The organism is Neorhizobium puerariae, assembly GCF_042429745.1.
GTDB lineage: Bacteria > Pseudomonadota > Alphaproteobacteria > Rhizobiales > Rhizobiaceae > Neorhizobium > Neorhizobium puerariae.
The window spans coordinates 79,675-105,021 of record NZ_JBHMAA010000033.1 but is presented as its reverse complement, the minus strand read 5'-3'; the positions used below and the strand labels follow the sequence as shown (position 1 = coordinate 105,021).

The window sequence follows — 25,347 nt, the reverse complement described above, 5'->3', positions numbered from 1 at the left end:
CAGCGGCCGATTGCAGCAGACAGGTTGTCGTTTCGATGGTGGAATATCCCTTTCAGCCGCACCTCAAGGGCAAGGCGGCCAAGCTCAAGGAGCAGAAACGGCTGGAAGCGAATCACGCCCGGGTCGTGACGAAGAAAGATCGGGGAGGCGGTTGGCAAGTCAACCTGTCCTTCGGTGTCCGCCAGCTGGCAGGACGCTTCCGCCGGTGAAGGAAGATCCGGTTCGCTGACATCGGCAAGAATGCGGCGAACAGGATTTCCTCGATTCCAGTCCCACGGGAGGTGGTCATTCGTACGCCCGAGACGAGAGTTGGGGAAACAATGAAGCTGTTCTTTCGCGTGAACGATCCATGATCAATCTGATATTCCTGCTTCTCGGAGCCAAGGCGCTCAAGCCTGCCTGGAGAATCCTGGTGATCGCCGGGATCGCCTGGATGCTGCTCGGCATAGCCATTCTGTTCGACCTGAGCGATGGCAAGCTGTTCATCCTGCTCGATACATTCGCCATCTTCCTCATCGTCGAAGGGCTGATCGAAATTGCCGCCGCCTTTTCGATCGGCATCCGCCAGCACTGGATCGATGCGCTTCGCGGCCTTGCCTTTCTTGTTGCGGCTTTCCTCGTGTTCAACGTCCCCTGGGACGGCAATATCGGGGCTGCGATCGTATTCGGCTGCGCTTTCCTGGTGGATGGGCTTTTCCGGATCGCCTCGGCATTCGTCGTCCACAGTTCGCGCTGGCGCGTCGGCATCGTCGCGGGGCTGATCGAGGTGTGCCTCGCCGTTGCCATACTGATGTCCTGGCCCATTCCTCATCTTCTGACCGTTCCGTTCTGTTTCGCCCTTCTGCTGCTGACCTCGGGATACGCCCTGGTTCGGATGGCCTTGCCACTGCGCGAACTTCCCGAGGGCGGGTCCGTCACGGCCCTCCCGCTCTATGCCGCCCGCAATTGGCAGGGCGGCGCGACGCGCCCGGTCATTCCTCCGGGCGAGGATGTCTGGGCCACCGGCGACGAGGTTCTCAACGTATATGTCTGGACGGCGGCAGGCGCGATCGGCAGCCCGGAGCGAAGAGTGCTGGTCGACCGGTATATCGCGGCCGTCGACAAGAACGGGGTGATTTCCACCGGGCATGCGGCGCTCGGAATGCCGCCCGATCTCTATGTCAGCCATTATCCGGCCAACGACATCGACCACGACCCGGATGATTTTCGCGCCCTGCTTTCCGCCGGCCGGGAAAACGACGTGCCCGGCCGCTTCAATCCGTCGCTGGAGTGGGAGGCCGCCAACTGGTGCATGCCGGATCAGAAGGTGACGTTCCGCCGCTTCAGGCCCGAGGCGCTGCGGCGCTTCTGGGCGGCCTATTCACAGGACAATACCTACAACCTGACCGCGCGCAACTGCTCGACCACGGTTATCCAGGCACTGGACGCGGCCTTCGAGGAGAGCGGCTATACCGGCCATATCTGGCGCGATCTTTTCAAGCTCCTGACCAATCCGCAGTTCTGGCTGCTGCGCCTCGTTCGCGGTCGCGCGGAGGCCATGACCTGGACGCCCGGGCTGGTGCTCGACTATTCGCGCCTTCTGCTGGCGGTCGTCGAGGACAATGAAGGCCGCTGGCGGAGAAAGCTGCATGATGCGATGCAGGCGCGCCGCACCTTTGTTCACGGTGGCGAGTGTGCCGAAGACGGTGCGAGGCAGGCATGAACCAGGTGACGCGAACCTCGCTGGTCATCACCGCGACGGCCACCATCTTCGGCCTCACCTACGGGTTGAGTGCGCCGTTGATCGCGCTTGAGCTTTCCGAAGCGGGATATTCCGAGAGCTTCATCGGCGCCAACGGCGCGATGTATGCCGTGGGCGTCTTGCTGGCTGCTCCTTTCCTGCCCCGTCTGTTCGACCGGTTCGGTTTCGAGCGCCTGGCGAAAAGCGCCCTTCTGGGCGCGGGCGGCATCCTGCTCCTGTTTCCGGCCGCCCCTTTCCTGTGGATATGGTTTCCCCTGCGCGCCGCCCTCGGTGCGATGTCCGAGACCCTGTTCGTCGTCTCGGAGGCATGGCTCAATCATCTGGCAAGCGAGGCGTCGCGCGGACGCCTGATCGCCATATACATGACCGCGCTTTCGTGCGGGACCGCCCTTGGTCCCGCCATCCTGGCCCTTGTCGGCCGCCATGAACTCTGGGCATTCGTCATAGGCGCCGCCGTAACCTTTGCCGCCTGTGTCGTCCTTGCCGTCGGCAAGCCGAAAGAACCGAAGTCGGAACACGAGGAGATCGGCAATCCTTTTCGCTTTCTCAAGCTGGTGCCTGCCGCCGTGGCCTCTGCCGCGCTGAACGCGGCGCTGGAGGCGGCGGGGCTCAGCCTTCTGCCGATCTATGCCGTGAACCTCGGATGGCCCGAACAATCCGCAACCATACTCCTGACGGTGCTCCTCATCGGCTCGATCACGCTGCAGCTGCCGATCGGCTGGCTGGGAGACAGAATGCCGCGACCGAGGCTGCTGGTTCTGCTCGCGATCCTCGCGACTGTCGGGGCGGCCTTCTGGCCGGCCGCGCTGGCGCATGCCTGGCTTGCCTATCCGCTGCTTTTCGTCTGGGGCGGCGTGTTCGTTGGAATCTATACCACCACGGTGGCGATGCTCGGCGACCTCTACGAAGGTTCGGAACTGATCGGAATATATGCGCTGCTTTCCGTGGCGTGGGGGATCGGCGCCTTCGCCGGGCCGTTCCTGTGCGGTATCGCGATGGAGGCGACGCTGCATGGCCTGCCGCTCTTTGCCGCCCTTGCCTGCGGAGCCTTCGTATTGCTTTCGGCGTTCCTGCCCATGAAGGGGCGTGTCCCCAGCGGAGATCCGGTTCGATGACGTTGGGTGGCCAGGGAATGCATTACGATGCTCAACGATATCCGGTCCTGATCGAGGCGGTTGCACGAGGCAGCCGGGCGGGCGCTGCCTGGTTTCCGCTTCAACGGCGTATCGGGAGAAACGCATGCACATGCTGATGGTCATTGCGGGAGGCATCTGGCAGCTCGGCATATTTGCGCTGTTCGGCTGGCTGTGGGGCGGCACGATGACCAGTTTTGCGCTGGCTGCCAAGGCATTCATTCCCGTCTGGCTGGTGGTGTCTCTCCTGAACATGTGGATAGGCGTGACGAAGGCCGGTTATTCCCTGCAGGACGAACTTCCGATTCTTGCCGTTGTCTTTCTCGTTCCCGCAAGCATAGCCGTCCTGGCCGTCTGGTTCGTCTCCCGTCCGTGATCCTGGTGATCCCACGAGCCATCCCACCCAATCCCGCGACGGGTTTCGTCGTTGCCGTAAGACAGCCAATTCCGCTGCATTGCGGAACCTCCAATGCGGCCGATGGGGCGCGGCTGCCGATCAACCGCTAGCGCCGAGTTCCGATTGCCTTATCTTCATCAGGCGCCTGAGGCTGCGCCTCGATACGTCAAAACGATCCGCGACGTCCGTGAGTTTTTCACCCTCCAGTTCGATCGCCGCAATCGCTTCGTCGACCTGGTTGATGGATAGCGACGGCTTACGCCCCAAATGCTTGCCCTTCATCTTGGCGGCCTGCATTCCGGCGCGCGTTCTTTCGCTGATCAGGGACCGCTCGAACTCGGCCAGGGCCGCCATCATGTGAAACACCAGCCGCCCACCTGAGGAACTGGTGTCGATGTGTTCGCTGAGCGACCTGAAGGCGACATCCTTCTTGCCCAGTTGCTCCATCAGCTGCACAAGCCTCGACAGGGACCTCCCCAACCGGTCGAGACGCCAGACCACCAGGGTGTCGCCGGGTTTGAGCGCCGCAAGAGCTGCATCCAGGCCTTGCCGTTCGAAGGACTTTCCGGATACGCCGTGATCTTCGAAAATCCTTGCGCAGCCGGAGTGATGCAGAGCTTGCATCTGCAAGTCCATCTTCTGCTCTTCGGCATCGGCCCTGAAATCGGAATCGGTTTTCGAAAAGCACGATGCATAGATTCAAAAGGCTCGGGCGTCCTTTATGCGGCCGGAAGGACGCTCGGCGCTCCGGCGCCGCCCGGCAGGAGCATGCCTGAAGCGGCGTCTAGGCCGAGCGGGGCGCTGGAGAATGCTTCCGGGTGGCAAACCGCCGGGCGCCGAACACGCAGGCCACGACGCCGGTCGTGGCGACCAGCATCGCTCCGCTGACGTCCTCGCCCAGCAGGCCCGCAGCCAGCAGGAGGCCCAGGAAAGGCTGGAGAAGCTGGAGTTGCCCGACAGCCGCGATGCCGCCCTGGGCGAGACCCCGATACCAGAAAATGAAGCCGATCAGCATGCTGAAGAGCGCGACATAGGCAAGTCCCGCCCATGCCGTCGTCGGTATCGGTGCGAAGGTTGCCGGCCAGTCGGCAGCAGCGAGCGCCAGCATGAGCGGTAGGGAGAGAACCAGCGCCCAGCAGATGACCTGCCAGCCGCCAAGGCTACGTGAAAGCCGGGCACCTTCCGCATAACCGAGACCGCAGACGATGACCGCCGCGAGCATCAGCATGTCGCCCTGCAGCGAGATCAGGATGCCTCCCGATACTGCGAAACCCACGACCAGCGCGCTGCCGATCGAGGAAAACAGCCAGAAGGCCGGATGCGGCCGCTCTCCGCCGCGCAGGACGCCGAAGACCGCCGTGGCAAGCGGCAGCAGGCCGATGAAAACGATGGAATGCGCGGAAGTCACATGCTGCAGCGCCAGCGCGGTCAGCAACGGGAAACCGATCACCACCCCGAACGCGACAATGACAAGCGACAGGATATCGCTTCCCGCCGGCCGGCGCCCCTGGAAGATTGCCAGCAGGCCAAGCCCGAGAAGCCCGGCGATCGCGCCGCGCGCCGCCGTCAGGAACAGCGGATCGAAACCGGTAACCGCCAATCGTGTCGCCGGCAGCGAGCCGGCGAAGATCGCCACGCCGATGAAGCCGTTGACCCAGCCGTTCGTCCTCATATCCATGTCGTCAATCTCCTTAACAGGATGGCGACCATCGCGAACCGCCGCTGGTCGAACCAGATACGATGCGGTACAATTATAAAGAACTGTTATGGTCGAAAGGGCAGTACGGATTGGATCTGGAAAAAATCGCCGCCGGTGCTTCGACCCGGATCGAGCAGGTGATGGAAGCCATACGGGGGCGGATCGCGGGGCGAAAGCTCGTCGCCGGGAGCCGGCTGCCTTCCGTTCGTGTGCAGGCACAGACGATGGGGGTTTCCGTTTCCACGGTCGTGGAGGCCTATGACCGGCTGGTGGCCGAGGGTGTCATCCGTTCCCACCCCGGCGCTGGGTTCTACGTGTCGGGCTCGCCGGCGCCGCTCTCGTTGGCGGAGGTTGCGCCGAAGCGGGCGCGCAGCGTCGATCCGCTGTGGATCTCCCGGCAATCCCTTGAGGCCAGGCAGGGAACCCTCATGCCGGGCTGCGGCTGGCTGCCTTCGTCATGGATGTTCGAGGCAGGCATCCGCCGCGCCTTGCGAACGCTTGCCCGGGGCGAGAGTGCCGATCTCGTCGATTATGGCTCGCCTCTCGGCTTCGAGGCCTTGCGGCAGATTCTCTCCCGGCGGTTGCTGACTTACGGAGTGGAAGCGCCGGCCGGTCAGATCCTGCTTACCGAATCCGGGACGCAGGCGATCGACCTTGTCTGCCGGCTGCTGCTGGAGCCGGGGGATACGGTACTGGTCGACGATCCATGCTACTTCAATTTCCATGCGCTTCTGAAGGCGCATCGGGCAAAGGCGGTGGGTGTGCCTTATACGCCCGCAGGTCCGGACCTCGATGCGTTCGCCGCCGCCCTTCGTGACCATGCCCCGCGTCTCTACATAACCAATTCGGCAATCCACAATCCGACCGGCGCCGTATTGTCGCCGGCCATCGCCCACCAGTTGCTCAAGCTAGCCGAGGCGGCCGATATCGTCATCGTCGAGGACGATATCTTCGCCGATTTCGAGGACGTGCCCGCGCCCCGGCTCGCGGCCTTCGACGGGCTTGCGCGGGTCATCCAGATCGGCAGCTTCTCCAAGGCGCTGTCGGCTGCGGTCCGCTGCGGTTATATCGCCGCGCGACCGGACTGGATCGACAACCTCGCCGACCTCAAGATCGCCACCAGTTTCGGCGGCGGGCGTCTCGCGTCCGAGATCCTTGCATCCGCGCTGACCGACGGCAGCTATCGCCGGCATATGGAAGCGGTGCGCTGGCGGCTTGCCGATGCGAGAGAGAAGGTCATCCGCCGGCTTGCGCCGCTCGGCATCGAGCCATGGATGCGGCCCCCGGCGGGAATGTTCCTGTGGTGCAGGCTGCCCGGCGAACAGGATGCGGCCGATCTTGCCCGCGCCTGTCTCGAACACGGCGTCATCCTCGCACCGGGCAACGCCTTCAGTCTTTCCCAGTCGGCCAGGAGTTTCCTTCGCTTCAACGTCGCCCAATGCGACGACGAACGCGTTTTTCAAGTCCTGGGCATGGTTCTCTAAAGTTCCTGCTGCATGGCCCTGATGAATTGCGCCGCCTTATCGACGATGGACGGGATGTCGGCGCCGGGCTTGTAGAGGGACGATCCGATGCCGAAGCCGGCGGCGCCGGCCTGGCGGTAGGCAGCCATGTTCTCGGGCGTGACGCCGCCGACGGCAAGCACCGGAATGTGTTTCGGCAGCACCGCCTTCCAGGCCTTGATGATCAGCGGCGGAATGGCCTCGGCCGGAAAAGCCTTGATGCCGGTGGCGCCGGCATCGATCGCCGCGAAGGCCTCGGTCGGGGTTGCGACACCCGGCAGGCTTATCAGACCGGCGGCGCGGCTTGCCCTGATGACTTCGGGATTGGCGTTCGGCGAGATGATCACCTTCGCGCCGGTTGCGGCGACGTCGGCGACCTGCGCCGGAGTCAACACGGTTCCGGCCCCGATCAGGGCCCGGTCGCCGAAACGCTTCACCAGTCTTTCGATGCTCTTCAGCGGCTCGGGCGAGTTGAGCGGCACTTCGATAATGCGCCAGCCGGCCTCGACCAGCACCTCGCCGACGCTTTCGGCTTCTTCGGGCCTGATGCCGCGCAGGATGGCGACGAGGTTGCAGGCTTTCAGCGCTTCTTCGAAGGTCATTTGGGGAGTTCCTTATCTTCCGGCGGCTTCGGCCGCGATCTGCATGATGCCGCGTTTGGCGGCATTGTCGGGACCGGCTTCGATGGCAAGGCCGAACATCGGCGCGATGCGGCCGTAACGGATGTTGAGCGCATTGTTGCCGACGATGCCGATCGCATCGCCCGACCTGAACCAGCCGGCGGCGCGCGCCTGGCGGAATTCCGAGCCGATGACGAGGCCGGAAACATAGTCGAGAATGTCTTCCGGCTTCAGCCTGCCGTCCAGTATGCCGGTGCGGGCGCTGAAGATCGCCGACAGGAATGCGTCGGCCGATGCCTCTTCGCTTGCGGCGAACTCCGCGCCGCGATCGAAGGCGTCCCAGTGCGGCTCCGCGCCGGGGGCGGGCTCCTGCGCCTTGGCGATGAAAGAATGTCTGGTCAGCAGCGCGAAGACCTCGCCGGTGGCATAGGTCTGGAAACCATCGATGCGGCCGCCTTTGATACGCGCCCATTTGCTGTGGGTGCCGGGCAGGACCAGCGTGCGGTCCCTGTCTAGGCCGAAGCCGACGATCTGAGTTTCCTCGCCGCGCATGACATCGGGGAAGGGTCTTGCCGCCGGATCGCGCATGCCGGGCAGGAAGGTGATGACCGCTCCGTTGGAGAGCGTCAGCGTCTTCGTGCCGGCGGCGAGTTCAGCCACGCCGGCCGGCGCATCGACATAGGGCACCTCGATCCAGCCGTTGCGGCTCGTGATCATGCCGCTCGCCAGCACGGGCAGCGGGCCATGGGCCGAGAACCAGTCTCCGGCTGCGGAGAGCAGCGCCTCCTCGAAAGCGCCGTCCTTGACGAACTGTATGCCGCCGCCCGCGGTCTCGCGGGTGGCGAGCGTCTCGCCGGTTTCCGAGACCAGCATGGCGCGCAGCGAACTCGTTCCCCAATCGACGATGATCGAGGCCGGTCTTCCCATTTCAATTCCCTCCCGCTGTGAACGCCGCAAAGAAACACATGGCGGCATCCGTTTCAACCGAAGCGGAAGCGATATTCACTTCAAGCTCTTCATATCGACCATGTCCATGTCGGTGAAGGACTGGTTGTCTCCGGCCATGCTCCAGATGAAGGCATAGGCCGAAGTGCCCGCGCCGCAGTGGATGGACCACGGCGGAGAGAGAATCGCCTGTCCGCTTCTCACGATCAGATGTTCCGTGGCCTCGGGGCGTCCCATCAGATGGACGACGAAGGCATTTTCCGGAAGCTCGAAATAGAGATAGGCTTCCATGCGGCGGTCGTGCAGGTGAGCGGGCATGGTATTCCAGACGCTACCGGTTTCGAGCCGCGTCAGTCCCATCAGAAGCTGGCAGGTCGGCAGGACTTTCGGGTGGAGATACTGGTAGAGCTTGCGCTTGTTCGAGGTTGCGCCGTCTCCGAGATCGTTCTCGATCGCGTCCGTGTTGCGGATGATCCGCGACGGAAACTTCGTGTGGGCGGGCGCGCTGTTGATGTAGAATTTCGCGGGCGTGGAGGCGTCGGCGCTTTCGAAGGCGATGTCCTTCGTTCCCTGGCCGAGATAGAGGCCATCCGTGGGCTGAAGTTCGTAGGTCGTGCCATCGGCGATGACCCGGCCGGCCCCGCCGATGTTGATCAGGCCAAGCTCGCGGCGTTCCAGCAGGTGGTCGGTTCCGACGAGCTTCGCCAGTTCCTCGCCGACGGCCAGCGTTCCACCGGCCGGCGTCGCCCCCGCCACGAGCATGCGGTCGTAATGCGTGTAAACTGCCTGAAGGGACCCGCCAACGAAGAGATCCTCGATCAGGAAATGCTCACGCAGTTCCGCACCCGTCATCCGTTCGGACTGGCTGTAGTGGATGGCATGGCGCGTTTGAACGGTGGTGGTCATGTCTTTTCCTTTCGTGTTGCGCGCGTCGGTTCTGACGCCAGCGCTTCGCGGTTGGCCGGGTCCCTGGCGTTCCTGGCGGGAACCTATAACTCAAGTTTGAACGCGGATACGGGTAAACCTTTCAGAAGAAAGTACTGCTCCAGCGCGCCCATGTCGGGACATGCGGGCGGGGCGTGCAGCGATCTCGTCGCATGGTCGCCGGGGGGCAATGCCATGGCGGCGGTGGCCAATATCGTCGTACCTGCAGGGATGTCGCCACGCAACTGCGGCAGAAGCGTCTTTGCATGGATCAGGTTGGTGTTGGCGATCGGGCTCATCGCAAGACCGTCTCTCCGGTTCTCCGGCGAAAGATCGACGATGGCGCTGATATCGCTCCGGCCGTGCCATATCGCGCGGCCTTCCGCTTGCTCCGGCCGGTCGATGTCGAAATCGGCCCGTTCGATGGCAAAGCCGCCTTCGGCGGTCTTCAGCGTCCGCGGTGTCGCGATCCGGTGAATGCGTATATGCCATGGGTTGGCGGGCAGGAGCCAGGTTTCGACGACAACGTCGCTCCACGGGCGCCAGCGCGAATACAGCCGGTCTCCGGCGATCGATGCCTCCTCCAGGGTCTCCCGGGTGCGGAAATGCACGCCGTCGTCCGACAGGCCGAGCATGCCGTCGAAGCTCGCGGCGGCGAAATTCCTGTCGTCCGCCTCGATATTGAATCCGTAGCGCGTGGAGTAGACGAATTTCGAATATTTCTCGTTGGCTCCGCGCATGTTGCCATGTTGCTGTCCGCTGGCGAGGACGACGACATTGCCGGGCGTGTGCATGGCGACCATGCCCGGCTCCCTGAGGGGAACGGGGTCGGTGAAGAAGGGGGCCGGCGCTTCTTCCGACAGCCAGAACGGATGATCGTCCGGCAGCGCCAGCGGCAGGAAGAACTTGAGCGCCCAATAGGGCGATCCGGCTGAATTGTAGCTCTCGCTCATCAGCAGGTTCGGATAACCGTAGCCGACCGAGAGTACCCCATCGCGGTCGGCGATCGGCATTGCGGACCACCATCGGATGTGGCGCATGTAATAACCCTTGACCTCCTGCCAGGGCAGCGCTTCGACGCCCGCGAAGGCAAGGGCGCCCCAGAAACCGCCGGCTGCGAACCGGTAGGTCTGGCTGCGTCCGAAGGCGAGCGCTGCTCCATCCGGGCCGAACCAGTGGCGGATGTCCTTTGCAAAAAGGCGAGCCCGTTCGCGATACGCGGCTCCACGCCTTTCGTCCTTCGCGGCCAGGACCGAATAGATCAGGGCATAGAAATGCATCGCGAAAGGGATGTAGTGATCGACCCGCCTGACAGGCCCGTCGCGATACCATCCCTCGCCGAGCCGGAATGCCTCCATCTCGTCGAGATAACGTTCGGTCTGCGATCTGTCGAAATCGACGCCTACACGTTCGAGCCCGAGATCGATAAGAACGCGGAAGAATTTCCAGTTGTTGTCGATGAACTCCTTGTCGCGGGCCGAAAGGAGGTAAGAGGCGACGGTTCTCTTCTGGGCGTCGGTAAGGGGGGCCCAGATATGTTCCGGCACCATGGCAAGCGCGAAGCCGACGGCAGCCAGCTCGACCTGCCGCTGGTCACGGTCGGAGATGTCGCCCCAATATTCGGGATGTGACGGATCGGTGCCGTTCGCAAGGCCGTGGCGGTAAAGTTCCCAATGAGGGAAGTGCGCGCCTCCCGCCGCCAGCGGCACGAGGCCCCAGAGCGGCCGTGCAAATCCTTCCAGGTCCGCGGCGGCCCGGTCGAAATGCGCTGCGGTCGCGCTCAGGCGGACCCTCGCCCCACCCTCGGAGAAATAGGGAAGTAGGGGAGAAAACAGATCGGTCGCCGCCTTTTGCAGGTCGGCGCGGGTGAGCAGCGGATTTCCGTACAGGGGATTGGCGCGGACGGGATCGTAGGGCACGGTGCAACCCATTCGTCATGAAAGGCAAGGAACCGCGGAGGAATATATCCCTCCGCGGCGGATGATGTCGTTACTTGATGGCTTTTACGCCTTCGGTCATTTCCTTCAGGCCATCATCGATCGAGATGTTGTCGGTCATGATCGAGTCATGCGCGCGGTTGAGGACCACTTCGATTTTTGCAGCGTTCGGGTTGACGGCCATTTCGAGGAAGGACTTGCCGGTCTGCAGAGCGTCCTTGCTGGCCTGGTCCTGCGGGAAACCGGGTAGCGAGGCGATCTTGGCGGTGACCTCGGACGTGCGGACCGTCGGGATCGTTCCCGTGGCCGCGATGATCGAGGCACCTTCCGGCCCGGTCACGAACTTGATGAAGTCCAGCACCTCGGCCTTGTGGGATGAATTGGCATTCACGGCCAGGCCGGAAATCTGCGCGGCCGTGGTGCCGGCGGGAACGCCTTCCGGATGGGGGAATTTGACGATGCCCCAGTTCTTGCTCTTGGATTCACCCGATTTCACCTTGGCGATCTGCGTACCGATGAACCAGGTGCCCATCGGCAGCATGCCGATCGTGCCGTTGAAGAACAGCGCGGAATAATGTGTGTTCGAGGTTTTCAGCGATGCGTAGGACGGCACGACGCCTTCCTTCTGAAGCGCCAGTGCCCGCTCGTACCAGGGTTTCAGGAAAGCATAGTCCGGTCCCGCGAGCGTGTGCTTGCCGTCGAGGATGCCGGGAAGCTGGACCGTGGAACGCCAGGTGTGGAAAAGCGCGCCATAGATCTTGTTGACGCCCATGCCGCCGGCGAGTTTTCCGGCGATCTCGTCGAACTGCTTGTAGGTCATGTCGTTGGTCGGGTAGGCCACACCCGCCTTGTCGAAAATGTCCTTGTTGTAATACACGACCCAGAAGTCCGAGCGGAACGGCAGGGCGTAGATCTTGCCGTCGACCTTGAGTTCGTCGACGAGGCCGCCGAAGGAGGCCGGATCGATCTTCTGCTCCGTCATGAAACCGGAGAGATCGGAGATCGAGCCGGCCCGGACGAGGTTCGTATAGTTCGGAACATCCTTGACCGTGACGACGTCGATGTCCTTCGACCCACCGGCGAGCTGCGTGGCGATCATCTGCTGGTAGTCCTGCGAACCGAGGTCGACGGATTCGAATTTCACATTCGGATGTTTCGCCTGGTAGGCCTCGATCAGGGGCTTGTAGTAGGCGACCTTGTCCCAATCCCACAAGGCCCATTTGAGCGTCACGGCATCGCCCGACTGGGCGAGCGCGGAGCCGGCGGTGGTTGCGGCCAGTGCAAGACCGGCCAGTGCAAGCTTCATTGATTTCCCAAGAGTATCCAAAGACATTCCAATTCTCCTTCCCTGAGTGTTTCTGGATCAGACGTTGTGTGCGGCGTCACGAGCATGCGGTTCGCGTGTTTCCCGCGTTGCGATCGGCAGGGCCAGAACCATCGCCGCTGCCCGATGGACGCCGAATGCCACGGCGAACATTCCAAGTGAAAAATTGAGCGTTGCCGGCATGAAGACGGAAACCGGATAGAACAGGATGTGGGCGAGCCACAGCGTCGCCACGAAGCCGAGAGCCGCCAGTGCCGGCAGCGGGCGGAGGACGGAGGCGATCGCCGCGAGGCGCAACAGTCTCAGCATCGGAAGGTCCCGCATCACCATCAGGATGAGGAGATGGCATGCGAGCACCGCGATGAAGCCGGTCACGACGACGCTGACGGCGAGCGGCGCGGCGAGGATGAGATTGTCCCGGGCGGCGGCGGCGTAGGCGATGGCCGCGTATGTTCCGATGCCGAGGGCCGCGGCAAGCGCAACCCCCCAGGCCGTGGCGCGCCAGAAATAGCGGACAAGGGCTTCCGTGAAGTCCCGCAGCAGATAGGTGTTGCGGTCCTCGGCGAAAGCGACGCAGATGCGCGCGGTCGCGGCGAGCGCAGCGGGAATGGTCACCACGAACATCGCCGCCAGAACGAACAGGATGTTGAGCTTGACCATTTCCCACCATTCGCGGGCGAAGATTTCCGCAAACAGGGCAAGGCCGGTCTTCTTCGGGGCATCCTTGGAGATGCCCGGTCCCTCCTTCGTCCACATGTCCCGCAGCCACTGCATGGCCGTCTCCTCCCGGTCGCCTCAATAGAGGATGGAGCGTTCCGTTTCCGCGTCGAAAAGCTGCACATTGGTCATGTCGGCGACCAGCTCGACTTCATCGCCGATACCGGCCTTGAAGCGCGGCGATACGCGCGCGATCAGGCCGCGCCCGCCGGCGACCATGTTCAGATGCACTTCAGACCCCATCGGCTCGGCAAGCTCGACGACCGCCCTGAAGGGCGCCAGGTTTTCCGGCTCGATATCGGCGGGCGGCAGTTCATGGAAATTCTCCGGCCGGATGCCGAGCACCAGTTCGCGGCCCTCGTAAGGCGCGATCCGGGCCTTGTCGAAATGCGCCGGCAGCGGCAGCTCGCGGTCGTCGAAGATCGCGACATATCCGTCGCCCCGGTGCCGGATGAGGGACGGCAGCATGTTCATCTGCGGTGCGCCGATGAAGCCCGCGACGAACATGTTCACAGGCCGGTCATAGAGGTTCTGCGGCGTATCGACCTGCTGGATGTGGCCGTCCTTCATGACGACGATCCGGTCCGCCATGGTCATGGCTTCGATCTGGTCGTGGGTGACGTAGATGAAGGTCGCGTCCAGCCGCTTGTGCAGCTTGCTGATTTCGGCGCGCATCGTGCCGCGCAGCTTCGCGTCGAGGTTCGAAAGCGGCTCGTCCAGCAGGAAGACGGCCGGATTGCGCACCATGGCGCGGCCGAGCGCCACGCGCTGGCGCTGTCCGCCGGAAAGCGCCTTGGGTTTGCGGTTCAGAAGATGCGCGATGTCGAGGATCTTCGCCGCGTCCTGCACCTGGCTGTCGATGAAGTCCCGTCCCGCCTTGCGCAGTTGCAGGCCGAAGGCCATGTTCTTGTAGACGGTCATATGCGGATAGAGCGCATAGTTCTGGAACACCATGGCGATGTCGCGGTCCTTGGAGGGGACATCGTTCACCAGGTCGCCGCCGATCCTGAGTTCGCCGCCGGAGATTTCCTCCAGGCCGGCGATCATCCGCAGCGTCGTCGACTTGCCGCAACCCGATGGGCCGACGAGGATGATGAATTCCTTGTCGGCGATCTCCAGGTCGATGTCGTGCACGACCGTGAGGGCGCCGTAGGTCTTGTTCAGTTTCTTGAGGGAAATGCTGGCCATCAGGTCCTCTCACCAATAGGAAGACCAGTTGCGCGAAAGGCGCGTCAAAGCTTCCATGTAATAGTAGTCGCCCCAGGAGACGCACTCGTCGACGCCTTCACCGCGGCAGGTGTTGAAGGGGGATTTCTTCGAATAGGTTCCGTGCAAGACCAGTCCGTTGGAGATGGCCGGGTCGTTGACGGCGTAGTGGTCCGCGAGGCTCTTCATCATGCGGCGCGCGAGTTCACGGTAGCCGGCGGCGGCTTCCTCGTCCACCAGTTCGGCCATTTCAAGCAGGCCGCAGGCGACGATCGAGGCCGCGGACGTGTCGCGCGGTTCGCCGTCCCCATCCGAGAAGATCAGGTCCCAACAGGGTACCATATCGGCCGGCAGGCGCTTGAGATAGAAGGAGAGCAGGCGGTCGAAGGTCAGGCGGTATTCTTCCAGCCGCTCGTAGCGATAGGAAAGCGCCATGCCGGCGATGCCCCAGGCCTGCCCGCGCGCCCAGGCGCTGTCGTCGCGATATCCCTGCTTCGTCGCGCCTCGCACGGGAGCGCCCGTCACGGGGTCCATATAGTAGGTGTGATAGGTGGAATCGTCCGGGCGAACGGAGTTCGCAAGCGTCGTGCGCGCGTGGATGAGCGCGATATCGCGGTATTTCGGATCGCCGGCCTCGCGGCTCGCCCAGTAGAGAAGCGGCAGGTTGAGCAGGCAGTCGATGATGTAGCGATATTCCTCCGCCACGCCCTTGCGGCCCCAGGCCTGGATGAACTGGCCGATCGGCTGGAAACGCTCGATCAACTGGTCGGCCGCGAGAATGGCGGCCCTGCGGCCGTCCTCGTCTCCGACCAGTTTCCAGGCCGCGATGCAGGACGGGGAATAGAGAAACCCCATGTCGTGATGATCGGTCTCGATGCGGTTGACGATCCGGTGCAGGAAACTCTGGACCTGGATCTGCGCGGCGTATTGAAAGACCTTGTCGCCGGTATGCTCATAGGCGAGCCAGATTTCTCCGGGCCAGAAGCCCGCGGTCCATTGGTCGTTCGCGACCGCGGGATAGAAATTGCCGGTGCTCGAATGGTTCTGCGAGACATAGGTGAACTGCGGAAGGTTTCGCCTGACCTGCTCCACGGCGATATCGAGGGCTGCTTTCACCTCCATGTCGGTGATCGGCTGCGGCGCGAAGGATGGGACGGCATTCATGGACTTAACCCTTGAGGCCCGACGAGGCGACGCCTTCGACGAAGAAGCGTTGCAGGGACAGGAAGACGATCAGAACCGGGATCAGGGCCACGACCGAGGCGGCCATGATCAGCCCGTATTCCGCCGAATATTGCGAGATGAACATCCGCAGGCCGATCTGGATCGTCTTCAGTTCGGTCTTCGTCAGGTAGATCATCGGGCCCAGGAAGTCGTTCCAGGTGGTGACGAAGGTGAAGATGGTGAGGGTCGAAAGAGCGGGCTTGGAGAGCGGCAGCATGATCTTCGCCCAGATCTGGTATTCGTTCATGCCGTCGATGCGGGCCGCCTCGCAAAACTCCGTCGGGATCGACATGTAGAACTGCCGCATCAGGAAGACGCCGAAGGCGGTGAAAGCCTGCAGGCAGATGAGCGCGAGATGCGTGTTGTTCAGCCCGAATTCGCGCATCAGCAGGAATTGCGGCACCATATAGACCTGCCAGGGCATGGCGATCGTGGCGATGTATCCGAGGAAGAGCGTGTTCTTGTAGGGGAAATCGAGCTTGGCGAAGGCATAGGCCGCGAAGCTCGACGTCAGGAGTTGCAGCAGCGTGACGATGATCGTCAGTTTGGACGTGTTGTAGATGAAGAGCGCCAGCGGGATCTTCGTCCAGATGTCCACATAGTTCTGCCATTGCGGCTGGGAGGGAATCCATTCGATCGGGAAGACGAAGACGTCGCGGCTGAGCTTCAGCGAGGCGGAAAGCATCCAGGCGAACGGCATCAGCATCACGGCGGTGATGACGATGGCGGTCGCATAGACGGCGACGGTTCCTGTCGTGATCCTGTGTCCGGCGATCCTCATGGCCTCAATCCTCCCTCTGGCGACGGAACTGGATGATCGTGACGGCCAGCACGAGGAAGAACAGGACAAGCGCGACCATGCTGGAATAGCCAAGATCCCAGGAGATGAAGGCCTCGTTATAGATGTGGTAGACGAGGACGAGCGTGGACGTGCCCGGCCCGCCCTGGGTGATCATGTAGATCTGGTCGAAGACCTTGAAGGACTGGATCGTCAGCATGACGGTGACGAAGAAGGTCGTGGGGGCAAGCTGCGGCACCGTGACATAGATGAATTTCTGCCAGGCGTTCGCGCCGTCGAGATTGGCCGCCTCGTAGAGTTCGGAATTGATGCCCTGCAGGCCGGCGAGATAGATGACCATGTAGTAGCCCATGCTCTTCCAGATGCCGAAGAGGATGACCGTCACCATCGCCCAGTGTCGGTCGGCGGCCCAGCCCGGCATGTCCTTCGGGTCGAGGCCGAGCGTGTAGAGGATCATGTTCACCGGGCCCATCTCGGGGTTGAAGATCATGTTCCAGACAACCGCCACAGCGACCAGGGAGGCGACATAGGGGAAGAACATGGCGGTGCGGAAGAAATCGCGGCCGAAGATCTTCTGATTGAGCAGGATGGCGAGGCCCAATGCACAGGCAAGTGTCGCCGGCACCGATACGACCGTGTAAATGACGGTATTCCAGAAGGCGGCGATGAATGCCTTGTCCTCGAAAAGCCGCCAGAAATTGTCCAGTCCCGCGAAAGTAATCGCGTTCGAACCGTCCCAATGCATGAAGGCCAGCGCGAAGGCGAAGAGGATCGGGCCGAGCGTGAAGACCGCAAAACCGATGAAATTCGGGGCGATGAAGGAATAGGCGATCAGCGCATTCTGAACCTTCCGCCGGCGCCGGGACAAAATCCTGACCTTGCGCCGGGGGGCTGCCGTCGCGGGGCGTGCCACTATGGCCGAACTCGACATGGACATCGGTATCTCCTCCAGCGCGACTGGCCTCGGCCGGCTGTCGCCAAAAACTTGAAGTCCGCCAATCGCAGCGGGTGCGGCCTTGTGCCGGCCCTTGCCTCCCGGCTGACCCATAGCATATCTCCGACATTGGTCAAACAAATTATGAATAAGTCATATGAATTTTATGGATATCGCAAAATACGTATGATAGGTAGGCGTCAAGTCGGGCGCCGGCGGCTTTGCGAGGAGGAGAGATGCTCAGCGAGATTGCGGCGGCTTTGCCGGATTTTCTGGGGGATTTCCTTCCGGGCTCCGTTCGTGGGGATCGCGCGGCTTGGTCTGCGGTTCCCGCCTCCGTCCGCGAGGCGGTCGTTCAGGACGCCGAGGCGGCCCTCTCGCGGGCATGGCCGGTCATAAGAGCATCGGACTATTGGGAGTTCACGAAAACGGGCGATCGTTCCCGCTTCGAGAATCTCTATTTCACCCGGCGGCGGATGCTGAACGATCTCGTGCTCGGCGAAATGCTGGAGGGCCGGGGGCGTTTCCTGTCCGCCATCGTCGACGGCATTTTCCTGATTGTGGAGGAAAGCGGCTGGCAATTGCCTGCACACAACGCCTATGAGAGGGGAGGGCAGCGTCTTCCGCTCCCCGACACGGCGCAACCGGTCATCGACCTTTTCGCCGCGGAAACCGCGGCATTGCTGGCAACGGTTGTGGCCCTGATGGGGGATGAACTGGATGCGGTGAGCCCGCAGATCGTCGCCCGCATCGAACGGGAGATCGAGGGACGCATCTTTTCCCCTTACCTCGACCGGCACTTCTGGTGGATGGGGCGCGGCAGCGAGAGAATGAACAACTGGACGGCGTGGATCACGCAGAACGTCCTGCTGTCCACGTTCTGCCTGCGCACGGACCAGGCATTGCGCCGAAAAATCGTCGGGAAGGCGCTCGGCAGCCTGGATGCCTTTCTGAAGGATTATGCCGAAGACGGGGCCTGTGAAGAGGGAGTTGTCTATTATCGCCATGCAGCACTCTGCCTGCATGGCGCGATGACGATCCTGGATGCCGTCGCGCCGGGCGTTTTTGCGCATCTCTGGGGCGAGCCGAAGATTCGCAACATGGCCGAATACATTCTCAACATGTATGTAGCCGGCCGCCACTATTTCAATTTCGCGGATTCCTCCGCCGTGGTCGAACCTTGCAGCGTCCGCGAATATCTCTTCGGACAGGCTGTCGGTTCCGAACCTCTCATGGAGTTCGCCGCAGCGAGCAGAAGCACGGCCGAGAAGCTGCATCTGCCCGCGGAGTGGAACCTCTGGTATCGGGTGCAGGAACTACTGGTCGGCCAGACGGTCGTCTATAAGCCCCGCTCCGTCCCGGCGCGCGATGTCTTCTATTCCGGCATCGGTCTGTTCATCGCGCGTGACGGGCATTTTGCCGTTGCCGTCAAGGGCGGCCACAACGGCGAGAGCCACAATCACAACGATGTCGGAAGCGTGACCCTCTACAAGGACGGGCTTCCGTTCCTCATCGACGTCGGGGTTGAAGCCTATACGGCCAAGACGTTCTCTCCCGATCGATATGAAATCTGGACGATGCAGTCGGCATTCCACAACCTGCCGACCTTCGGGAAGGTCATGCAGTCGGACGGCGAGGGCTTTGCGGCACGCGAGATGGAGACCGGGTTCGGTCCCGCCGAAGCGCATGTTTCCCTCGATATCGCCGGCGCCTATCCGCCCGAGGCGCGGGTGCGCAGCTACCGCCGCAAGGTCACTCTCCAGCGCGGGCGCCACGTCGAAATCGTCGATTGCCATGACGGGGACCTGCCAGCCGTCCTGTCGCTGATGGTTTCCGTCCAGCCGACGGTCGCCGCCGGCGCGATCGATCTCGCCGGGCTTGGCCGTATCGAACTCGATGGCGCGGGGAAAATCGAAATCGACGCAATCGATATCGAAGATGCCCGGCTCAGGTTGTCCTGGCCGGGCAGGATCTACAGGCTGCGGATCGCTTTTGCGAAGGAGCGCCTGAAATTGCGGGTCGTCTGAGGAGGACGCGAATGGAACTGACATTGAAGGTGGTCGACGCCGATGGAGCGGTCCTGGCGAGCGCGACGGGGGGCGGGGAGAGTTTCCTCGTCCATCGCCAAAGCTATCGCGAAGGCGACCGGATTGTCGTGGAGGCATCGGAGGCAGGGCATGTCGTGCTCGCTCTCGACGACGCCATCGGTCCCACGGCGGTCTATCTGAGGGGACGTTCCTATTCCCTGTCGGTGCCTTTCGGCCAGAAACGCATTCCTTATTCGCCGCGTGCGTTTCATGGCGATATTCATCGGCTCTATGTGCGCAAGGCACGGCCGGACGAGGTCGCGCCGCGGCGGAATCTCGCGCTCAATCCCTGGGATGATCAGGCCAACGAAACGCTGTTTCCGCATGCGAAAGCCAATGTCGAGACACGCGGAGAGGCGGTATTCGCCGCGCGCAATGCGATCGACGGCGAAAAGGCCAATAACGACCATGGCTTCTGGCCTTATACCAGCTGGGGGATCAACCGCGATCCGGAGGCCGCTCTGACGGTCGAATTCGGGCGGCCGGTGACGGTCGATGAGATCGTGCTCTACCTGCGGGCGGACTTTCCGCATGATTCCTGGTGGGAGAAGGCGAGCATCACCTTTTCCGATGGCGGGACATGCTGCTTCCCGCTCGTCAAGTCGGGCGCCGCCCAATGCCTGCCCGTGGCGCCTCGCACCGTGGACTGGATCAGGCTGCATAACCTGATCAAGGCGGAAGATCCGTCCCCCTTTCCGGCCTTGACGCAGATCGAGGTGTGGGGGCGGGAGGCAGATTAGGAACGGGCATGCAGGTCTCTATTCCGAAAACGTGCGAAAGTCCTTGAGCAGGTCGCGGTAGCGGATCTGGCTGCCTCTCAGGTGGTCTCGCATGGCATTGCGCGCAGCTTCCTCGTTCCGGTCGGAGATCGCCATCACGATCGCCTCGTGTTCCCTGTGGATCATCTTCCGGTAGGCGGTCTGTTCAGCTGCCCGGGATTCCGGGATGACCCTCGATTGGGGAATGACCGCGGAGCCGTGGAATTCCAGGTGCTGCCGGAACAACGGGTTGTTGGTCGCCTCGGCTATGGCGAAGTGAAGCGCCAGATCGGCGTCGCGGATCGATTCATCATTCTCGATGCATCTGAGGATCTTGCGATGGCATTCGAAGATCGCTTCCTCCTGGGCGGGCGACCGGCGCAAGGCGGCCAGGCCGGCCGCCTCGATCTCCAGCGGTGCGCGGACTTCGAGAACCTCGAGATCGGAGGAAACGCGAGCCCTGTCGATCCTGCGTCCCGGAAGCACCGGGTTCGGATCGGCATTGAGCACGAATATGCCCGCTCCCTGACGCACCTCCACAAGTCCGTCGGAGCGCAACGCCGCGACGGCCTCGCGGACCACGGTCCGGCTGACGCCATGCGTTTCGGTGAGCTCAACCTCGCTCGGAAGCTTGTCGCCGGGGGAATACTGCCCGCTCAGGATAGCCTGTCGAAGGCTCTCTCCGACCTGTGAGACCAGCGATCCAGGACCCCTGCTGCGATCCTTCACTTGCATAGCCACGCCTTGATCCCTCGCATCGGCTCGACCGAACGTCACCCGGACGCGGTATTCCACGCCTTCGATTCATCACACATGTATGACAAATAGCCCCTTCTTTCAATGGACAATGGGCCGGCAACGCCTGTTCCCCCAGCAATTGTCTATGACGGGTTGCGAGAAGGACGGCAGATCAGGAAAGCGAGGGCGGCGCTGCCGCACAAGGCCGCGCCGAGGCCGATGGCCATATGGAAATCGCCGATCGTGTTGGTGCCGCCCGATGACAGGAATGTCAGCAGTCCGCCAGCCATGGCGAAGGAAAGCGCCGACGCGACCGGCCGCGAGACTGCGGCAATGGCGGTGGCATGGCCTGCCTGTTCCGGGCTTGTATCCGCGACGGTGAGAACCGCATGACCGGTGAAATAGACCGACCGGATGAGACCGTTGACGAAGAGCAGGAGGACGATGAGCAGGGCCGGCGTGCTCGGCAGGAGCGTCGCCTTGACGCCGATGCCGATGCCGGCGAGCAGGGCGGAACAGGTCATCGCCCGGCGGAAGCCGAGGCGTTTGAACAAGGGGGCCACGACGAACTTCGCGGCGAGGGCGCCGATCGCCCCCGAGAAGACGAGCAGGCCTGACTGAAAGGCATCCATCCCGAACCCCAGCTGCAACATCAGCGCGGTCAGGAAAGGAAGTGCGGCACACCCCATCAGCATCAGCGTGGTTCCGATCGTGGTCGCCCGGAAGGTCGGCTCGCGGAAGACGCGCAGGTCCAGAACCGGATCGGCGGATTTTCGAGCATGTGCAAAATATGCGATCCCGGCCGCGGCGCCGAGCATCATTCCCGACAGGCCGAGCCATGCCGGCAATACCGGCATGCTGATCAGAGATGCCCCGAAAACGAGACCGGAAAGGCTGATGGCGACGAGGACAAGGCCGAAAAGGTCCAGGCGTCCGGTCGGGAGCCGGATTGGGTCCGCCATGAGACGGGTGATCAGGACGATGCCCGCGATCGCCATGGGAAGGTTGACGACGAAGATCCATTGCCAGGCGACGTATGTGGTCAGGAAGCCGCCGAGGGGAGGCCCGAACATCGGGGCCACGGTGGGCGGAATTGTCAGCCAGGAGGTCGCACTCACCAGTTCCTCCCTCGGCGTGACCCGGAAGAGAGCGAGCCTCGCGACGGGCGCCATGAAGGCCGCCCCCGCGCCCTCGATGAAGCGGGCGCATACGAAGTGTGCAAGCGACTGGGAAGCGGCGCATCCGAGCGAGCCGAGGATGAAAAGCGCCATGGAAAACCGCAGCACGTTACGGCATCCGTATCTGTCGGCGAGCCAGGCGCTCATCGGCACGAAAATGCCCATGGCGACATAATAGGCGGTGAAGGCGAGCTTCAGCGCCACCGATGTCGTGCCGATGTCGGCCGCGATCGCCGGCAGGGATGTGGAGATAACCGTGGCGTCCATGCTTTCCATGAACAGCGCCACTGAAAGGATGAGCGGGACGCGAGGCAATGGCGGGACCAATGAACGGACGGGCGCTGGACGTTTTGACCTGTCTGCTGTATCTCGTCAAGTCGACTGATGTTTTTCACATTCATACGATGAATTTCCCGGTCAATCCTCAGGCACTGCTGCATCACGACGAAGAACCGGATCATGAGCGACCTATTCGATGCCCGCCGCTGCGAACTTGGGGAGGGTGCATTCTGGCATCCCGGGAGGCAGCAGTTCTTCTGGTTCGACATCACCGGCAAGGCGCTTCTGAGCCGGGAGCGGGGCAACGAGCTCCGGTGGCAGTTCGATGAATGCGTCTCCGCCGCGGGGTGGATTTCGACAGCCGAGTTGCTGGTGGCTTCCGAAACGGGTCTGTGGAAAATGGATATCGAATCCGGGCGGCGGGAAATCGTGGCGAGGCTGCCGCCGGAACAGCATCTGCGCTCCAACGACGGCCGGGCGGACCCCCGGGGCGGCTTCTGGATCGGCACGATGGGCAAGCAGTCCGAACACGAAGCCGGGGCCATCTGGCGCTACTATCGCGGCGAGATGCGCAAGCTGTATCCCGGTATCAGCATTCCCAATGCGATCTGCTTCGATGCCGAGCGGTCGCTCGGATATTTTGCCGATACCCGGCTCAAACGGATATGGTCCGTCCGGCTCGACCGGGACGGCTGGCCGGCGGAGGAGCCCGGCCTGTTCCTGGACCTGACCGTTTCCGGCGTTTCGCCCGACGGCGCCGTTACGGATAGCGAGGGAAGTTTCTGGAATGCCCAGTGGGGCGCCAGCCGGGTTGCCTGCTATGGGCCGGACAGCAGGGAGATCGCCGTCCATCATTTCGATGCGGCCCGCATATCCTGCCCGGCATTCGGCGGGACCGATCTCGACCTGCTCTTCGCCACGTCCGCACAGCAGGGGATGACGCCCGAGGCACGCCTGGCGGAACCGTGTGCCGGGATGACGTTCTGCCGTGCCGTGCCGGCCAGAGGCGTCGCCGAACATCGGGTCGTGCTTGGATGAGGTCCTTGCCTGCTCCGGATCAAACGGCCGCAGGCGGTTGTGTTCGGAGTGGGACGTGTTAGTGTTCACGCTTCCAGCGCCGGGAGAAAATACAGCGAAGGTCATTTTTTGACGGCGAGGCCGCTGGTTAACGCACCTTGGGAGGAGACTAAGGTGGGAGCGCAGATCAGACAGGCATGGGAGCGGTTCGTCAGCGATGGGGAACTGCCCGGGCAGACCATACGTGATGTCGTCACGCAGTCCTGGAAACGGTCGGCGGGTTTCCATGTCGGATTCAACCGGCGTCTGGCGCCGATGGTGGAGGAAGGTGAGCTCCATCGAAGACGAACGGGCAACGCCATTCTGATTTCGGCGGCAGCCCCGGCCCTTGGGCGGTCCCGCACCTTTCTTGCGGATGCGAGGTCGATGCTGATCCTCACCGAGGCCAGCGGCCTCATCATCGCCACGGAAGGCGATCCAAGGGTGGTCGACGCAGGGCGCGCGAACCATCTGGAGCTTGGGGGGCATTGGCACGAGCAGCAGATCGGCACCAACGCGATCGGCACGGCGCTGGCCGAAGGTGCCGCGGTGCAGATACACGGCAGCGAGCACTATTGCGAGGACGTCCAGCGTTGGACATGCGCCGCCGTTCCCGTCAAGAACTCGGCAAACGGCCGCATCCTCGGCGTGGTCGATATCTCCGGCCGGGTGGAATCCTTCAATCCTCAAAGCATGGCCCTTGCCGTTGCGGTGGGCGGGGAGATCGAGAGCGCGCTCGATCGGATGCTGAGGATGGAGCATGAGGTCCTGCTCCGTCATTTTCTGATGAAGCGGTCCGTGTGGCTGAACGAAGACATGCTGGTGCTCGACCGTTATGGGCTGGTCGTTCACGCGACCAAGGAAGGAGGCTCGGCCGGCGTCTGGAAGGAAAGCGGGATGCGCGAAGAGGTGCAGACCCTGCCCATTCCGGAATGGCAAGCCGAACTGAGGCGACGCGAACCGAATGCCAAGATCGAATTCGTGCGCCAGGAGGGCGGGGAGATCGGCGCGATCGTTCTGCTCGGCCGGCCGCAGGCGAAGACCGCCACGCGGTCCGGAGCCTCCTCCTTGCGGGAACGGGTTGTCCTGTTCTCCGATATCCTCGGGAAAAGCCCGGCGATGCTGGCTGCGAAAGAGCGAGCCGTCCGCCTTTCCGAAGCAGGGCTTCCCGTGCTGATCGAGGGAGAGACCGGGACGGGCAAGGAGCTTTTCGCGCGCGCAATCCATGCCCAGGTCCGCGGCTCTCAGGCGCCCTTCGTTCCGGTCAATTGCGGAGGGATTGCCCGCGATCTCATCGCCAGCGAGCTTTTCGGCTACAACAAGGGATCGTTTACGGGCGCCGACGAACGGGGGCGCGAAGGGCGGATCGTCGCTGCCGACGGCGGCACCCTTTGTCTCGACGAGATCGGCGAAATGCCGCTGGAACTGCAATCCTATCTCCTGCGCGTCCTGGAAGACGGCATCGTCTATCCCGTCGGCTCGCAGGAGGGCCGGCAGGTGGAGCTTTCGCTCGTCTCGATGACGAACAGGTCCCTTGCCGGGGAAATCGCGGCCGGCCGTTTCCGCAGCGACCTCTTCTATCGCGTCGCAGCGGCGACGATTACAATTCCGCCCCTGCGAGACCGGGGAGACGACGTGATCCTGCTCGCCGGGCATTTCGCCGAACTGGCCGCAAGGCGGCTGTCGAAGGCAATGCCCCGCTTTTCCGAGGAGGCGCTGCAGGCGATCTGCGCCTATCGCTGGCCGGGCAATGTCCGCCAATTGCGTAACATCATCGATGCGGCCGTGGCGCTGATGCCAGGCGATGACATCCGCCTCGAAAACCTTCCGGCGGAGGTGCGCGAGGGCATCCCCGTGAATGTGACATCCGCGGCAGGCGCGTTGCGCAAGGCCGAGGAAACGGCCATTCGGGAGGCGGTCGAGGCCTGCAACGGCAATATGACGGAGGCCGCCCGGCGTCTCGGCATTGCCCGTTCGACCCTCTATGTCCGGTTGGCCGAATACGGCATCAACCGGTAACATTTCTCACGATCGTGTTGTTCTTCCACGAGGCGGCTCCTTCGTGCGTCGGGGGGCCATGTGTCTTCGAAAGGCGGCGGACACCGGACGGACAGTGTCCGGCCCGCGGACGGTCGAAAATCCCGGCATT

Annotated in this window: 23 protein-coding genes; 9 read left to right on the top strand and 14 right to left on the bottom strand. The window is 62.8% G+C overall.

Features of this window, described 5'->3' with window-relative positions; all coding sequences use genetic code 11:
- Positions 1-35 precede the first annotated feature (35 nt).
- The 4 genes from ACFFP0_RS26620 (at position 36) to ACFFP0_RS26605 (ending at position 3,250) form a co-directional block, all read left to right on the top strand.
- A complete protein-coding gene (locus ACFFP0_RS26620; protein ID WP_377265236.1) occupies positions 36-209 on the top strand; it encodes a hypothetical protein in 174 nt (57 codons plus the stop codon).
- Between the two features lie 140 nt (positions 210-349).
- Positions 350-1,702 (top strand): HdeD family acid-resistance protein, encoded by a 1,353-nt coding sequence (locus ACFFP0_RS26615; RefSeq protein ID WP_377265235.1) that lies wholly within the window; start codon positions 350-352, stop codon positions 1,700-1,702.
- Entirely contained in the window at positions 1,699-2,856 is a 1,158-nt protein-coding gene (locus ACFFP0_RS26610; RefSeq protein WP_377265234.1) for an MFS transporter, read from the top strand. Before ACFFP0_RS26615 ends, ACFFP0_RS26610 begins: the two co-directional genes overlap by 4 nt.
- A 124-nt stretch (positions 2,857-2,980) precedes the next feature.
- Positions 2,981-3,250 carry a hypothetical protein gene (locus ACFFP0_RS26605; protein ID WP_377265233.1) on the top strand — a complete coding sequence of 90 codons (270 nt, stop codon included), beginning with the start codon at positions 2,981-2,983 and terminating at the stop codon, positions 3,248-3,250.
- Between the two features lie 120 nt (positions 3,251-3,370).
- Here the strand turns inward: ACFFP0_RS26605 and ACFFP0_RS26600 are convergent, their stop codons facing one another.
- Together ACFFP0_RS26600 and ACFFP0_RS26595 are read right to left on the bottom strand one after the other, a co-directional pair.
- Entirely contained in the window at positions 3,371-3,907 is a 537-nt protein-coding gene (locus ACFFP0_RS26600) for a recombinase family protein (protein ID WP_377265232.1), read from the bottom strand.
- Positions 3,908-4,055: 148 nt separating this feature from the next.
- Entirely contained in the window at positions 4,056-4,949 is an 894-nt protein-coding gene (locus ACFFP0_RS26595) for a DMT family transporter (RefSeq protein WP_377265231.1), read from the bottom strand.
- 161 nt (positions 4,950-5,110) lie between these two features.
- Between ACFFP0_RS26595 and ACFFP0_RS26590 the strand changes: the two genes are divergently transcribed.
- Positions 5,111-6,454 (top strand): aminotransferase-like domain-containing protein, encoded by a 1,344-nt coding sequence (locus tag ACFFP0_RS26590; protein WP_377265258.1) that lies wholly within the window; start codon positions 5,111-5,113, stop codon positions 6,452-6,454.
- Here ACFFP0_RS26590 and ACFFP0_RS26585 read toward each other — a convergent pair.
- From ACFFP0_RS26585 to ACFFP0_RS26540, 10 genes are all read right to left on the bottom strand, one after another.
- On the bottom strand, positions 6,451-7,074 hold the full coding sequence (locus ACFFP0_RS26585) for a 2-dehydro-3-deoxy-6-phosphogalactonate aldolase (protein WP_377265230.1): 624 nt from the start codon (positions 7,072-7,074) through the stop codon (positions 6,451-6,453). The genes ACFFP0_RS26590 and ACFFP0_RS26585 overlap by 4 nt on opposite strands.
- 12 nt (positions 7,075-7,086) lie before the next feature.
- Complete coding sequence (locus ACFFP0_RS26580; protein ID WP_377265229.1) at positions 7,087-8,019, bottom strand: 2-dehydro-3-deoxygalactonokinase; 933 nt, start codon at positions 8,017-8,019, stop codon at positions 7,087-7,089.
- 75 nt (positions 8,020-8,094) lie between these two features.
- On the bottom strand, positions 8,095-8,943 hold the full coding sequence (gene kduI, locus ACFFP0_RS26575; protein WP_377265228.1) for a 5-dehydro-4-deoxy-D-glucuronate isomerase: 849 nt from the start codon (positions 8,941-8,943) through the stop codon (positions 8,095-8,097).
- An 83-nt stretch (positions 8,944-9,026) separates the two neighbouring features.
- Positions 9,027-10,892 (bottom strand): DUF2264 domain-containing protein, encoded by a 1,866-nt coding sequence (locus ACFFP0_RS26570; RefSeq protein WP_377265227.1) that lies wholly within the window; start codon positions 10,890-10,892, stop codon positions 9,027-9,029.
- A gap of 58 nt (positions 10,893-10,950) precedes the next feature.
- Positions 10,951-12,231 carry an ABC transporter substrate-binding protein gene (locus ACFFP0_RS26565; protein ID WP_377265226.1) on the bottom strand — a complete coding sequence of 427 codons (1,281 nt, stop codon included), beginning with the start codon at positions 12,229-12,231 and terminating at the stop codon, positions 10,951-10,953.
- A 30-nt stretch (positions 12,232-12,261) separates the two neighbouring features.
- Positions 12,262-12,996, bottom strand: coding sequence for a DUF624 domain-containing protein (locus ACFFP0_RS26560; protein WP_377265225.1), 735 nt, complete (start codon positions 12,994-12,996; stop codon positions 12,262-12,264).
- Positions 12,997-13,017: 21 nt separating this feature from the next.
- Positions 13,018-14,127, bottom strand: a complete 1,110-nt coding sequence (locus ACFFP0_RS26555) for an ABC transporter ATP-binding protein (RefSeq protein WP_377265224.1) — start codon at positions 14,125-14,127, stop codon at positions 13,018-13,020.
- A gap of 9 nt (positions 14,128-14,136) precedes the next feature.
- On the bottom strand, positions 14,137-15,309 hold the full coding sequence (locus ACFFP0_RS26550) for a glycoside hydrolase family 88 protein (protein ID WP_377265223.1): 1,173 nt from the start codon (positions 15,307-15,309) through the stop codon (positions 14,137-14,139).
- A gap of 4 nt (positions 15,310-15,313) precedes the next feature.
- Complete coding sequence (locus ACFFP0_RS26545; RefSeq protein ID WP_377265222.1) at positions 15,314-16,150, bottom strand: carbohydrate ABC transporter permease; 837 nt, start codon at positions 16,148-16,150, stop codon at positions 15,314-15,316.
- A gap of 4 nt (positions 16,151-16,154) precedes the next feature.
- The gene (locus ACFFP0_RS26540; RefSeq protein WP_377265221.1) at positions 16,155-17,105 is read right to left on the bottom strand and encodes a carbohydrate ABC transporter permease; all 951 of its coding nucleotides are present in this window, start codon (positions 17,103-17,105) and stop codon (positions 16,155-16,157) included.
- A gap of 233 nt (positions 17,106-17,338) precedes the next feature.
- Here ACFFP0_RS26540 and ACFFP0_RS26535 point away from each other — a divergent pair, with 233 nt between their 5' ends.
- Together ACFFP0_RS26535 and ACFFP0_RS26530 are read left to right on the top strand one after the other, a co-directional pair.
- Positions 17,339-19,129, top strand: a complete 1,791-nt coding sequence (locus tag ACFFP0_RS26535; RefSeq protein WP_377265220.1) for a heparinase II/III domain-containing protein — start codon at positions 17,339-17,341, stop codon at positions 19,127-19,129.
- A gap of 11 nt (positions 19,130-19,140) precedes the next feature.
- Complete coding sequence (locus ACFFP0_RS26530) at positions 19,141-19,929, top strand: carbohydrate-binding protein (RefSeq protein WP_377265219.1); 789 nt, start codon at positions 19,141-19,143, stop codon at positions 19,927-19,929.
- Positions 19,930-19,947: 18 nt separating this feature from the next.
- Here the strand turns inward: ACFFP0_RS26530 and ACFFP0_RS26525 are convergent, their stop codons facing one another.
- Both ACFFP0_RS26525 and ACFFP0_RS26520 read right to left on the bottom strand, forming a co-directional pair.
- Complete coding sequence (locus ACFFP0_RS26525; RefSeq protein ID WP_377265257.1) at positions 19,948-20,682, bottom strand: FadR/GntR family transcriptional regulator; 735 nt, start codon at positions 20,680-20,682, stop codon at positions 19,948-19,950.
- Positions 20,683-20,828: 146 nt separating this feature from the next.
- Entirely contained in the window at positions 20,829-22,151 is a 1,323-nt protein-coding gene (locus tag ACFFP0_RS26520) for an MFS transporter (RefSeq protein WP_377265256.1), read from the bottom strand.
- A 171-nt stretch (positions 22,152-22,322) separates the two neighbouring features.
- Here ACFFP0_RS26520 and ACFFP0_RS26515 point away from each other — a divergent pair, with 171 nt between their 5' ends.
- Complete coding sequence (locus ACFFP0_RS26515; RefSeq protein ID WP_377265218.1) at positions 22,323-23,180, top strand: SMP-30/gluconolactonase/LRE family protein; 858 nt, start codon at positions 22,323-22,325, stop codon at positions 23,178-23,180.
- A 153-nt stretch (positions 23,181-23,333) separates the two neighbouring features.
- Positions 23,334-25,217, top strand: coding sequence for a sigma-54-dependent Fis family transcriptional regulator (locus tag ACFFP0_RS26510; protein WP_377265217.1), 1,884 nt, complete (start codon positions 23,334-23,336; stop codon positions 25,215-25,217).
- Positions 25,218-25,347: the final 130 nt, after the last annotated feature.